Annotated in this window: 18 protein-coding genes; all 18 read right to left on the bottom strand. The window is 30.4% G+C overall.

Features of this window, described 5'->3' with window-relative positions; genetic code table 11:
• Nucleotides 1-32: 32 nt before the first annotated feature.
• On the bottom strand, nt 33-1,412 hold the full coding sequence (miaB, locus tag BM119_RS00335) for a tRNA (N6-isopentenyl adenosine(37)-C2)-methylthiotransferase MiaB (RefSeq protein ID WP_090037553.1): 1,380 nt from the start codon (nt 1,410-1,412) through the stop codon (nt 33-35).
• A gap of 147 nt (nt 1,413-1,559) precedes the next feature.
• The gene (locus tag BM119_RS00340) at nt 1,560-2,147 is read right to left on the bottom strand and encodes a hypothetical protein (RefSeq protein ID WP_090037556.1); all 588 of its coding nucleotides are present in this window, start codon (nt 2,145-2,147) and stop codon (nt 1,560-1,562) included.
• A gap of 360 nt (nt 2,148-2,507) precedes the next feature.
• Complete coding sequence (locus BM119_RS00345) at nt 2,508-3,344, bottom strand: N-acetylmuramoyl-L-alanine amidase (protein WP_090037559.1); 837 nt, start codon at nt 3,342-3,344, stop codon at nt 2,508-2,510.
• Between the two features lie 5 nt (nt 3,345-3,349).
• Complete coding sequence (locus BM119_RS00350) at nt 3,350-3,550, bottom strand: hypothetical protein (protein ID WP_090037562.1); 201 nt, start codon at nt 3,548-3,550, stop codon at nt 3,350-3,352.
• Between the two features lie 14 nt (nt 3,551-3,564).
• A complete protein-coding gene (locus tag BM119_RS00355; protein WP_090037564.1) occupies nt 3,565-3,762 on the bottom strand; it encodes a BhlA/UviB family holin-like peptide in 198 nt (65 codons plus the stop codon).
• A gap of 91 nt (nt 3,763-3,853) precedes the next feature.
• Nucleotides 3,854-3,997, bottom strand: coding sequence for an XkdX family protein (locus tag BM119_RS00360; RefSeq protein ID WP_242948251.1), 144 nt, complete (start codon nt 3,995-3,997; stop codon nt 3,854-3,856).
• Complete coding sequence (locus tag BM119_RS00365; protein ID WP_090037567.1) at nt 3,997-4,383, bottom strand: hypothetical protein; 387 nt, start codon at nt 4,381-4,383, stop codon at nt 3,997-3,999. The genes BM119_RS00360 and BM119_RS00365 overlap by 1 nt, the downstream gene beginning before the upstream one ends.
• A gap of 12 nt (nt 4,384-4,395) precedes the next feature.
• Nucleotides 4,396-5,904 (bottom strand): hypothetical protein, encoded by a 1,509-nt coding sequence (locus BM119_RS00370; RefSeq protein WP_090037570.1) that lies wholly within the window; start codon nt 5,902-5,904, stop codon nt 4,396-4,398.
• Nucleotides 5,905-5,914: 10 nt separating this feature from the next.
• Nucleotides 5,915-6,469 (bottom strand): putative phage tail protein, encoded by a 555-nt coding sequence (locus tag BM119_RS00375; protein WP_090037573.1) that lies wholly within the window; start codon nt 6,467-6,469, stop codon nt 5,915-5,917.
• Nucleotides 6,469-7,566: a baseplate J/gp47 family protein gene (locus BM119_RS00380; protein WP_090037576.1), complete on the bottom strand. Its 1,098-nt coding sequence runs from the start codon at nt 7,564-7,566 to the stop codon at nt 6,469-6,471. The genes BM119_RS00375 and BM119_RS00380 overlap by 1 nt, the downstream gene beginning before the upstream one ends.
• On the bottom strand, nt 7,559-8,005 hold the full coding sequence (locus BM119_RS00385) for a DUF2634 domain-containing protein (protein WP_090037579.1): 447 nt from the start codon (nt 8,003-8,005) through the stop codon (nt 7,559-7,561). The genes BM119_RS00380 and BM119_RS00385 overlap by 8 nt, the downstream gene beginning before the upstream one ends.
• On the bottom strand, nt 8,005-8,409 hold the full coding sequence (locus BM119_RS00390; RefSeq protein WP_090037582.1) for a DUF2577 family protein: 405 nt from the start codon (nt 8,407-8,409) through the stop codon (nt 8,005-8,007). The genes BM119_RS00385 and BM119_RS00390 overlap by 1 nt, the downstream gene beginning before the upstream one ends.
• A 1-nt stretch (nt 8,410) precedes the next feature.
• Nucleotides 8,411-9,337 (bottom strand): XkdQ/YqbQ family protein, encoded by a 927-nt coding sequence (locus BM119_RS00395; protein ID WP_090037586.1) that lies wholly within the window; start codon nt 9,335-9,337, stop codon nt 8,411-8,413.
• Nucleotides 9,338-9,793, bottom strand: a complete 456-nt coding sequence (locus BM119_RS00400) for a hypothetical protein (protein ID WP_090037589.1) — start codon at nt 9,791-9,793, stop codon at nt 9,338-9,340.
• Nucleotides 9,794-9,834: 41 nt separating this feature from the next.
• Nucleotides 9,835-12,285: a phage tail protein gene (locus BM119_RS00405; protein ID WP_090037592.1), complete on the bottom strand. Its 2,451-nt coding sequence runs from the start codon at nt 12,283-12,285 to the stop codon at nt 9,835-9,837.
• Between the two features lie 20 nt (nt 12,286-12,305).
• A complete protein-coding gene (locus BM119_RS00410) occupies nt 12,306-12,494 on the bottom strand; it encodes a hypothetical protein (protein WP_090037595.1) in 189 nt (62 codons plus the stop codon).
• A gap of 26 nt (nt 12,495-12,520) precedes the next feature.
• On the bottom strand, nt 12,521-12,928 hold the full coding sequence (locus tag BM119_RS00415) for a hypothetical protein (RefSeq protein ID WP_090037598.1): 408 nt from the start codon (nt 12,926-12,928) through the stop codon (nt 12,521-12,523).
• A gap of 23 nt (nt 12,929-12,951) precedes the next feature.
• The gene (locus BM119_RS00420) at nt 12,952-13,389 is read right to left on the bottom strand and encodes a phage tail tube protein (RefSeq protein WP_090037600.1); all 438 of its coding nucleotides are present in this window, start codon (nt 13,387-13,389) and stop codon (nt 12,952-12,954) included.
• Nucleotide 13,390: the final 1 nt, after the last annotated feature.

The following is a 13,390-nucleotide window of genomic DNA, read 5'->3' on the forward strand; positions in this document are numbered from 1 at the left end:
TACATCACTGCAAGGTAAATTTCATCTTAAAGTTAAATTTGTTCTCCTATTAAAGAGAAGGAATTTGCTTTAGTTATTTTTACATTAACAAGTTTTCCGATACTGTCATTGTTTCCATAAAAGTTAACAAGCTTACCCGTTCTAGTTCTTCCCATAAGCTTTTCAGAATCCTTAGCACTTACTCCTTCAACTAATACTTCAACTGTTTTTTCTTCATATTCTTTATTATTTTTAGCACATCCTCTATTAACAGCCTCAATTAATCTGTTAAATCTATCATGTTTAACATCATCAGGAATTTGATTTTCCATTCTGTCAGCTGGTGTGTATTTTCTTCTTGAATAAATATAAGTAAATGCTACATCATATTGAACTTCATTAACAAGACTTAAAGTATCTTGGAAGTCTTCTTCAGTTTCTCCAGGGAATCCTATTATTATATCAGTAGAAATAGATGCATTAGGAAGTTCTTTTCTTATCTTCTTTATAAGATCTAAGTAATAATCTCTTCCATAATGTCTATTCATTTCTTTTAATATTCTATCAGATCCACTTTGAACTGGTAAATGTATTTGCTCACAAAGTTTTTCACAATCTCTTATTGCATATATAACCTCATCAGATATATCTTTTGGATGAGATGTCATAAATCTTATTCTTTCAATACCTTCTATTTTGTCTACTCTTCTTAAAAGCTGTGCAAATGTTATTTCATTTTCAAGACCTTTTCCGTATGAGTTAACATTTTGTCCAAGTAAGGTTATTTCTTTGTATCCTTTACTTACAAGGTCCTTTATTTCATTTTCAATATCTTCAGGTTTTCTGCTTCTTTCTCTTCCTCTAACATAAGGTACTATACAGTAAGTACAGAAATTGTTACATCCATACATTATAGTAACAAATCCTTTTGTACTGCTCATTCTTTCTATTGGAAGACCTTCAACTATTTCAGTTTCTTTGTCCATTATTTCTCTAACCTGAATACCTTGTTGTTGAACTCTACTTAAGTATTCTGGGAACTTATACGCATTGTGAGTTCCAAATATAATATCAACATGAGGATACTTTTTAGCAATCTCTTCAGGTACCCCCTTTTGTTGCATCATGCATCCACAAACTGCAATTATAAGGTTAGGGTTTTCTCTTTTAAGCTTTTTAAGAGCTCCTAGATTACCATGTACCTTTAATTCTGCATTTTCTCTAACACAACAAGTGTTAAATATAATTACTGATGCTTCGTCTCTTATTAAAGTACTTTCATATCCTATATTCTTTAGCATACCTGCAAGCTTCTCTGAATCTTCTTCATTCATTTGGCAACCGTAAGTGGCAATATAGAAGAATTTCTTTTCGCCATCTTTATTTCTATTTTTAAGGTCTATTATATTATTTTTAATTTTATTAATCTCCATGTTTTGTTTTATCCTCCAATGTACAAATTTCTTTTGTATTATAACATATTAATTGATTTAAAATAAAGAGAAGGTAGTTAAGTTTTATATTCTTAACTACCTTCTAAGCTTTTGTAATTACATCTTTGCTAACAATTCATTTTTCTTTTAATTCTCTAATTGTAATTTTATTTCATATTCTTTAGCTTTTGAATCAAATTTATCATCTGCACCTTTATGACTACGCCAAGAAAGTTTTATCCATTCTATATCTTTTGCAGTACCATCTTTTTTAAGATACCAAATTATATCTCCTTCTTTCGTAACTCCTTCATCTATTTCGCCACCCAAGTGGTCACTTGCCCAAAGATTAGGAGTTTGTATTTGTTCTCCAGTAGATGTTACAAGTACAGCCTGGTCGGGATACGTTGTGAATTTCTCTTTAGTTGTATTAGTAACTTTCATTTTAATGCCTACAGCTGAACTTGTATTTCCTTTTCCATCTGATCCTATAGCTTTATCTGTTACAACAACTTTTTCTATTTCTGTCTTCAACCCTTCGTAATCATCTTCCCATTTTGAATTCTCAAAGTATGTCCAAACATCATCTTTTTTTTCGTCTTGTTTTTCCTCTTGCTTAGTCTCCTGTTTAGTATTTTCAGTTTTAGTTTCTTCTTTTTTGTTTTCTCCCCCACAAGCTACTAGTCCAATACTTAGAATTCCCACAAGGAAAATAGATAAAATTCTTTTAATCATATAATTAACCCCTCCTATGTATAAATATATTAATAATTTTAACATATTTTACACACTTTTGGTATAAATAAACCTGTTTTTGTAGATAATTACATAAAATAGATTTAATATATTTGAGAAATAATACAAATTAATATATAATTAATCATAACATTAACCTACTATATTATTCGATAAAACAAAGAAGCAATCACTAAAATTAAGAGGTTGCTTCTTTGTTTTTTAGTTTTTTATATGTTTAGAACCTATCAATATGGATATAATCCTAACTAAGTCTGTATCAATTTTTATATTTCTCCTAACGTTCCCTATCTTGTTGTATATGTAATAAAAGAGTAGTCAATGGCTACTCTTTTGTTTTTATTTATTATTTGTTCTAAATTCACAGAACCAACTTCCTAAACTGTTTCTTATATTTTTGGCTGTTTCAGGATCTAGTAATTCTGTTACTATCCATTGACCAAAAGTATTGTGTCTCACTTCCCACCTAACACCGAGAAGGTAAGGTCTTATATATTCTATATCTATCCCCTGAAAGTCTGTATTAGGATGTCCTAAGTATCCTGTAGGTAAATACTCGCTTAATACATAACAATTTTGGTTTGCTTCTTCAATTTTAGAATTTACACCTACACTTTCTCCTTTTTGAACTTCTTGTCCTGTTATACCTTTTATAATAGCGTTAGCAAGTGCAGTGTCTCCAACTCTGTTATATACGGCTACATCCTCGGTAGCTTCTACAAAGAAAGGTTCTATTATTATAGCAGGCATATCAGTATTGTTCATTTCTGCAAGTCCACGTGTATCTGCATATGCACCTTGATGTTTTACAAAGCCTAAATTTAATAGTTCTGAATTAACCTTTTCCGCATATTCTTTACCTTTAGAACTATTTCTATGATAAAGGACCTCGCAACCCATTGCTCCATTAAATTCCTTATATGCATTATTCACATGACAACTTACAAATAAATCAGCACCCCAATTATTAGCTTTTTCTATTCTATAATTTAAACTATTTGATAGGGATCTATTGGCTTCAGGTGGAGTAACATCTAACACCTCATGACCTTGGCTTCTAAGTCCTTCTATAACTAACTTATAATATTTTTCAGCTACATCAATTTCTTTAACTAGTCCTTGTGATGCTCCATCTTCTCCAGTATATTGGTGGCATCTTCCTACTGCTATTTTCATTCTATCTACTCTCCCTTAACGCTTATATTTTTAGAACTTTGACCAAAATAAAAACCTATTACAATTAGCAAAATGTTAGTAAAACTTTCTGTAATGTTTCCATTCCACAAAGTTAATGCACAAAAAGTAAGAGTTAAAAGTAATGCTATTATGCTTTTAACTCTTAATAGGTTAGCAACTCTATCTTTTATATTTAGTTTTTCCAATCTTAAATCATCTCCTATAATTTATTTTTTATGTCTATAACATCCCTCTTAACTTCTTCAACTATATTGAACTTCTCTGTAAGCTTATTAAGTAAGTTTTGATAATTACACTCTCTTGTACTATTTTCTTTAAGTACATATAAAAGTAAATATACAAATAACGCACAGAATATGCCCTGTGTAATTACATATTTAAATAACTCATTTTCCATCATGTCCTCCTTAAAAAGGAGCATAAAAAAAGAACCTCTTAGGCTCTATCTAATGCTCTAATATTATTTTATTTTGTGTCATCTTATAAATCTATTCTGTTACATAATTGTCGCCTGTTATCTCTTTATACTGTTCAGACGTTATTTTCTTATAGTCAACAAAGTCTGCCACATCTCTATTATCATAACATTTTAATTTATAATATTTTTCTATTTTTTCAAACCAATTTATCATTATTTATTACCTCCAATTACTTTATAAATATCAGCTACATCTTTATTTAAAGATTCTATCATAGCATCTTTTTTTGCATTTTCTTTTAATAATAGTGCATTATCTTTTTGTAGATTGTCTATAGTATCTTTAGTCAATTCCTCATCTGATTTTGGAATTTCTGAATACTCATACCATACTTCGTTTGTTTCAGGATTTACATGTAATTCAGGAACTTTATTTTTTATTAGCGAAGGTTTTGGTATACTATCTATTATTATGCCTTCTTTTTTTAAATTATCTACTGATTCATTTAGACCATATTCATCATTGAATGGATCGTAATGTATATAGCCAACTATGCTATTCTTTGAATTTATTGGTTTTAATTGTGCTAAAAATATCATCTTTATCATCTCCTATTTAATTACTTTATATTTGAGGTCTGTAAACTCCGAAATCCCGTTATTATCCTGAACTATTAATTTTTTATTACTGTCTAAAAATCCGTCGTAAATTTTCGTAGAGCTTAAATTTAACGGTTCTAAAGTGTTTTTGTAATTATTCTTTTTAATCTTACCTATAGGTTTAGCAACTCCAAAATCTCCTATAACGTACATATAATCAGAGTTACTAATAGGAATTACTTTTTTAAAATTAGACATTAAAGAAGATATGAATTTATTTCCCCATATTACATTCCCATCTCTATCTAATACAAAAATACAACGTGATGAAACATCCATATTCGGCTCGTAAACATAGTAAATATATTTATTATCTATACTGATTTTAACACCAGAATATGCGGTACCAGCATACAAAAGATTGTCTGTAAAAGGATTTATTAAAGACATAAGAGTTCCAGATAAGTTTATTTGTAATATAATTCCTAAGTCTGTATATCCTTGATAGTAGTGCCTACAAGACATAGCTACATATATACAATTATCATATTCAGTAACGTCCCTTATAGTCCACGGATAGGCTCTTTCAGATACTCTAAATACTGAAGGTATAAAACCAGTAAAATTCTCGTCTAATTTTCTTTCCCATACCTTAGTGCCATCAACTTTATATTTAACTAAATTTTGTTGGTTCTCAGTCAAATCATATATATACATATATCCAGTATTATTACAATATATTGATTGGTATTGTGATGATTTCCTAGATGTCAAATTAAACTGATTACCTTGTTTATCAAATTTAATTACATTATAATTAGATACATCACTTGAACTATTATAAATTATTATTAAATCATCTCCTGATTGAGAACAAGCACAAATTTCTCTAAAATCTATTTTTTTAGACCAGTATGTGGCTTCTCTATGACAACAAGTCACGGTATTACTATTTTTCATATAAAAATATTCTGAATCAGGTGAAGAATAAATACTACCACTTGATTGTATATTATTAAATTTCCTCAAAGTAGGTTGTATTATTTCAATATTATCACAAGACACTTCATCACCTGTGGTGTATCCAATCTTTATATTCCCAACTTTATTAACTAAACTTTGTAAACTCTCACTTCCATTACTAGGTTGTTCTTTAGCAGTTAGATTACTTGCTAAATTGTTTTTCAAGCTTTGTGTTTTACTCTTTAGGGTAGAGAATGTATCTGTAGATACTAACGGAGAACCAATAACGTCTACCCAATTTTGTTTACCATTATTGGCATTTGTAAAAAGCTCGTTTATAGAACCTGTAATATCTTTTGCTTTTGTCAATCTTGTGTCGTCTGTCTTCAAATCATCCAAGGATGACTTAACTGAATTTATATCATCAGCTTTTTTCTTGCTATCTGCATCTATCTTTTCCCAGTTTTCGTTTAACCCTGTATCTATATTGAATGTCATTTTTTTATCTGTAACTGGATCATACTGAAATAATTTTAAATTAGTGGTTTCTTTACTCATACCACACCTCCTATTCTATGACTAACGTATTAAATGCAAATTCTTCTATTGTATGAGTTTGTAACTCTTCTATTGTCATTTTATTATGTATATCTTCTATAAGAAAATAAGCAAAAGTATACATAAGTGCTAAATGTGCTGGTTTGATATCATCTAGGGCTTCTATTAAGCTTTTTAAATCTTTAGGTACTCCATGTTCACCAATAAATTTTAGATTTATTTTACCTTCTATAAACTCTACATTTACAGAACCATTTTTCCAGCTATTTGCAACAGCTTGTATTAAATCTAAGTCACATTTTCCACCACTACTTTTCCACTTAGCTTCCACAAGTGCCCTTCTATCTTCTATATCATTTTTATGGTTAGATTTTATTCCTAGCAATTTCTCATACAATGGCAAAAAATCCTCATCCACAGTATCAAACCAATATTGTTTATATAATCTATCTATTTCTTTTTCCGCTTCATCTAAAGTTAATCCAGTAGACTTAAACAATTCATTAAGCCAAGGGTCTTTCCTGTAAAGCTTGTGTAAGTTATTTAGTAATTGTTCTTTTTTCATTAAATTACCTCAACACTTCCTAATGTTGCAACTTCTTCATTACTTATAGTTATATTTGAAGATCCACCATTTATATTTAAGTCCTTATAGTCTTGTACACCTTCCGTATTCAATATAATAGCTCCTACCCTAGCATAAGAAATAAAGTCTTGCTTAAATGCTATTTCTTTAAGATAATTGGTAATATCAGTTTTTATATTTTTTAGTACATCCTCACTCTTATAATTATTCATTTCTTGAATATCTACACTTATATTGATAAGTAATGCGGTTGCTGATACTACTGTGGTATATGCTCCAATTGGTGCTTCACCACTTCCAGAACCCCAAGTTGACCATGTTTTTTTATCTTCATTATAAACGCCTACAGGGTCTATATAAGTTTGCACACGATTAATTAATTCCTCATTTGCTGGTAAATTATTATCATCTATAATAACTACTTTTACAGTATTGTCCCCATTCCACAAAGGAATTACTTTTACATTTCCAACCCCTATAACTTCCTTAGACCATTTTATGTAGTGAAATTTATTTGCACTTGTTGCAGGTATCTGCAAAGCTTCATAATATCTCTGTCTTAGGCTTTCATCGGTTTCAGAATCATAACCATCATAAGTTGGATTTATATTTGTAACTGAGACAATGCCCTGTAGAGTTACAGGCATTTGTGTAATTGTATTTTGTCCAACTATCCCAGTACTTCCGGGTTGTATTGCTTCAATGCTTATTTCAGCTTCATTTACTATTTTTTTAGTTTCTAAACTTCTAAATCTTATTCCAATTGCAGTAGAAAACAAATCACCTTTGTTTATTTGCCCATTACCCTTAACTATGATTATTCCTTTTGCATTTGTTGCTATCTTTCTTTTTAAGCCTTTTCTTTGATATATATACTTTTCTAACTCTTTACCTTCTAATTTATCTACATCTAATTTATTAATCATTTCTTGCATAGCGTTATATAATGTACTTGCTTCAATAGCAAAACTTTTTGTTAGATCATACATAGGATACCCTATATTTTTGGCATAATCATTTGAAATATTATCTAACATTTCATTATGAATAACATTAGGTGTTTTATTTTCATACACTAATTTTTACCTCTCTTTCTAATAAGCTTTTATTTTTTAACTCTATTTCTAAGTGAACTATTAAATTAAATCCCTTTTGTTCCAAAGTTAAAGAATTAATCTTTGTAAATTGCTCATTTTTTAAAATAGCTTCCTCTATTTCTCTTCTCATTTCAGTTTTATAAAATGCATTTAGTTTTTTATTTATCATGTCCTCAGTATTACAACCAAATCCACTATCTTTATATATATTGAATTTGTCTTTATGGGTTCTTAAACAAAGTTCTATCCATTGTTCTAGTGCTTGTATTTTTGTAGTATCTTTTATTTGTCCGTCCTTCATTAAAAACTGACCTGTCTTAAAGTCAAACATAAAACTTCTTCCAACCTTTTTAACTTCTATATCTTGTTGTGTATTTATAGGAGTCTGTAAAGGTGCACCAGTTGGAAATAACCCCATTAGATCACCCCTTTAACTAATTTATCTACAATAAAAAAAGTCTTGTTATCCTCACCACAGACAACTAAGACCTTATCCTCTATACTTAAGCCTTTATATTTTATTTTTGTATCATAATCTGATTTACTATCTACGGTTATATTAGATAGTGAACCGCCTCCATTAGGTGTACTTATACTTGCTGTGGCACCTACTGTATATTTTTTTATTTCCATATATGCATATTTTTCTATTAGCCCACTACATATGTAAGTAGAAGGATTATCTTCGCTTATAATGACTTGATTATTAAGTATACCTATTTTTATAGGATTAATTTGTAATACAGTTCCTACAACTGCTCCTATTTTGCTTAAATTATTTCTATTTTTAAATTCTTGTGCAAATTCTGTACTCCATGTCATATTACCACTCCAAACTTAATGATATTTTATGTTGATTATTAGCTAAAGTATGGCTTACACTCTTAATCCAGTACCAGCCTTCTCCACCGAATTTATCATAAAAATAGAAATATAGATAGTTATTAGGTTTTATATTTTGTCCACCTTCCAAAGCTATACAGCTTATATTTAATGTATTCTTATCCTTATTTAATTTTCTAAGTGTATTTTCTGCAATTTGTTGGGCTTGTGAATAGTTTTTATCATCTACATTTACAACTTCTTGTAACCTTCCTATCCTATTAATGCTATCACTATCCCAAACATTTGCTATTATATTAGCATTTTCACTTTCGTTAGATACTACAACCACACTATTTTTTAATTCTTCCATATCAGAATCTAAAGTCATATCACTATTTATAAGTAGTTTGGCTCCTATACGTGCAGTTGATGTTTGGGCTATTGTAAATACTTCGTTAACCATATAGAAATGATAATTTATACCAGTCTCGTTATAAACCTGTTCTAGTATTTCTTTTATAATATCACTTATTGGTTTATCCTTAAAAACTTGATTTATATTAGTCCCAATCCAAGGTATATTAGTTTTTATTTCTTCTTTAGCAAGTAGTTGCTCAATTGCTTGACTTGCTGGTATGCTATTAAATTGAATTACTTCTTTAGATTTATTTAGATACCACATGTAGTCCATTGCTGTGTAACTGTATGTATTTTTTTTAGTTGCTTTTTTAACTATAATACCTCGAAAAAATTCTTCTTTATTATCTGTTAAACTTACTAAATTTCCTTTGAAATTTTCTGTTATACTATCCCAAGTTACTTGCATTGCAAGGTTGTCCGCATCTTGAGACCAACTCAGATTATTTGCAAGTGGTGTATAATCCTTCCACGCTGTTAAATCTGTAATCCATAGTTGTTTACTCAATTACCACACCCCCAAATTGTTAGTATCTATAGGTTTATATTCTTTACAGGTTATAGAATACACATAATCCAATTGCTGATTTAACTGCCAACTTAAACTTTCTATAGTAATAATACCGTTATAATATTCGTCAACATCAGGGTTTCCTGTCTCACCTCTAATCATTAAGCAACGTAGTGGGATTTTATAAAACATACTACTTCTCCATAAATTTTTTAATTCTATAGCATGATTATTACCCCTTTGCCAATGGTATTTTCCATAGTCACCTGGTAGTGATCCTTCTAATGAAAATGTTGTTAATGATATATTACCTTGAAAATTATAAAATCCATTGTTAAATGTTTCAAATTCTTCATTTCTAGCTGAATTATCTAATTTAGGAAAATCTTTAGGTAGCTGAGGTAATTGTAATACTATGCTCCTATCTAATGTACTAAAATATATATCTGCCAATGTCATTCCTCCTAACTAAAAAGTGGGATAAAAACCCCACTCTAAACATTTAATAAATCTGTCTTAATTCTATTTATTAAATAATCACCTGTTTGATCCATATATTCTTCATTTCCTATCATGTTCCCTTGAATAGTAATATTCACGTATATAATAGGTTCTTTATTTATATTCTTATTACTAGAACTACCTATCTGGTTTTTAGTTCCTATTGAAATTTCATGTGACATACTTAATGCTTGAGACTTCATGTTAGCTAACGCACTTGGCATTTCCATTCTAAATCCAAGTTCAATACCTTGTGGTATAAATTTACCAACTTCATCTGCGAATAGCCTAGATGGTGAATGTATTCCTAATCCATCCTTAATACCTTGTACAAAACTATCAAAGAATTCTCCGGCTTTAGCTTTTAGCCATCCAGCACAACTTTTTATACCATCCCAAATACCTTTTATAATGTTTTCTCCTATATCAAAAAACTTTCCTGGCAAATCTACAAACCATCCTAATAAATCTGAAATAAATGAAGGTGCCCATCCACTTGCCCACTCTCCGAGGTTTGTACCCCAATCTATAAATTTGTTCCAACATTCTACTAACCAATCCCAGATTCGACCGGGTAACTGACATATCCATTCTATAATGCTATCTATAAGCTCTCCCATTGCTGTTCCAGCCCATTCTAAAAGATTAGCCCCCCATTCTATAAACTTATTCCATGTTTCTACTAACCAACCCCAAATTCTTCCCGGAAGTTGAGCAAACCAGCTTATTAGAAATTCTATAAAATTGGATATTTCTGTGGATGCCCAAATCGTTAGATTTATTGCCCATTCTCTAAATTTGTTCCAAGTTGCCACTAACCAATTCCATATATTACTTGGTAAATCTTTAAACCATTTTATAATGGCATTTACTATCTTAGGAACTTCTATTGCAACCCACAATGATAAAGCAGCGCCCCACTTAATAAACTTACCTACAATAAATCCTAGTACGTAAGCAATTTTATTAGGTAATTCTTTAAACCAATTTATAATTGCGTTTATAAGTTTTGGTATTAACTCTACTACCCATTTAAAAAAGTTTGCAATTCCATTTCCTATCCACTTAAAGAACTCTACAACTCCATTAATAGCCCAAGTGAAAAATTCAGATATACTATTACCTATCCATTTAAAGAAGTTGAGGGTTTTATCTATGCAATACTTCCACGCATTCACAATTGAGTTTTTTATATATTCAAATTTATTACTTATCCATTCGCCTAATTCTCCAGCTTTTTCTTTTATTTTATCCCAATTTCTCCATAGTACCACGCCCACAGCTACAAGTGCCATTATTATGAATACAGTTAATCCTATAGGTGCTCCTAAAAAAGCAATAGCTGAACCAATTTTTTTGAAAATATCTATTATCGCCAAAGTTGTTAAAAATATTTTTATAACTCCTATCCATGCAATACCTATTTCTGTTATTGTTATTATTACTTCTTTATGTTCACTTATAAAGTTAAATACATTTTTTATGGTTTCATATGCTTTTGTAAATCCATCTGTAAATTTTTTAGCTATATTATCTAAAGTACCGTCACTTTGCCATTTTTGTAGTGTTTCAGCTAATTGCAACGCCTTTTCTTTTATTTTATCTAATAATGAACCAGCTTTTATAGTACCATCAGACTGCGCACCTAAAATACTAGCAAAAGCATTTTTAGAAATACCTTGAATTGTACTCCATAAACCTTTAGTTGTTTGTGCTAATCTTTCAGAGCCACCTTTAAATTTTTCTTGCATCATGGCTTGTACTGTATCCATTAATTTAGCTTGATCAACAACCTGACCTTTAGCATTTATAACAACACCCTCGCCATAACGTTTATTACTTTCAAGAAGTATCTGGTCTTTTTTAATACCGAATTCTTTAATACGTTCAAATTCTCCCACTGCTATATCAGCCATAGCTTCTGTGGCTTGATCTATGCTTTTATTTGTAGAACCAGCCATATCAGCAACATCTTTTAGCCACCGCCTAGAACTAAGCCCATACATTTCCATCTTTGCAGTTGCTTCTACAACTTCACCGGTTTGAAAGGGCGTACTATTAGCAAAAGCAACTGCTTCTTGCATTAATTCACTTGCTTTCTGCGTATCTTTTGTAGCCGTCTCTAACTGTGTCCGGTAACCTTCCATATTAAAAGCTTCTTCAAATCCAGCTTTTAAACTTAATCCTGTTATGGCTCCGCCTATCATACTTCCATATTTCAAAACATTTTTAGCTACACCATTAAATTTATTATTAAAGCTTTCAGCTCCTTTTGCTACCTTATCAAATGCCCGTCTAGTTTCTGTATCCCATTTACTTTTATGGAATACATCAGTTGCTTTCTTTGCCTGTTCACCAAACTTCTTTGAGTTCTCAATAGCTTTTGTAAGTGTAGGGCTAAACATATCTTTAAGCGTTAAGGCAACGCCTATGGTTTTTCCCATATCTTCACCCCCTTACCTATCTATTTACCTCCAAACATTTCACCCATTGTTGGATTATCCTTTTCGCTACTATCTCCAGCCATAGCCTTTAACTTCGATTCTTCAAATTCTATAAACATCTCATAAGAACGTTCATAAAATATTTTTTCTGTTGCTGTAGCGTTCAAAAGGCTATCTAAACTATGCCCTCGACTTATAAGCCATGCCATAATAGATAACCAACCATCTTCTTTTATTATTTCTTTAACTTTTTTTTTACATCCTTACCGCCTAATCCTGTCATTTCTAACAGTTCATTTCCTACAGCTAGTCTGTCACTTAAAGTAAGTAAATCCACTACAACCTCAGTAGGAGTAGAATATTTTTTATCGCTTCCTTGTTTTGTATAAATATCTTTTAACATTGGACAACATTTATATATCAAATCTGCAAATACTCCTGCCAATGCTTCAAAATCCCCATCATGCTGAGATAATTCATTTATTACTTCTAAACTTAATTCTTCACTTGGTTTATTAAATGTAACAAGCATCTCTAAAGATGGTACTTCTATATCTTTAAATTTAACTTCAGTTTGTTTTCTCTCTATTGCTTTAGCCATAAAACTTTCTAATGTTGCTTTTACTAATTCTTTCTTTGCCATGTAAATCACCTTACCTTTCAAAATTAACCTATTGTTTCTTTTACTTCATAGTCTGAGAATGTAAACGCTAAATCTTCTTCAATCATCTTTTGTGCTTCTAAATCTACTAATGTAAGTTCTGTAAATAAAACACCATTTAATACAACCCTTTCACTTTGTCCACTTACAGGGTCAGTTGTTTTAGATTCTAGTACTATCTCCGGGAATATCCCTGTCTTTAAAGACTCACCTATATATTTCAAACCTACAGATTTTACTTTCTTTAACTTTAATGAACCTTTACCTTCCCAAGAAGTGTAACTTTGATATGTAGCTGGATCACCTACGAAGGACACATTTTCAAATTTTGGTGTTGCCTTTGCATTCATTGTGGATATGTTCCCTAGTTCCTCACCATTTATCCATACCTTTCCGTTGTTACCTCTTAAAATTTTATTTGTTAAGTTTTGCTTATTAGCCATT

Source organism: Clostridium frigidicarnis (genome assembly GCF_900111985.1).
Classification (GTDB): Bacteria; Bacillota; Clostridia; order Clostridiales; family Clostridiaceae; genus Clostridium_Z; species Clostridium_Z frigidicarnis.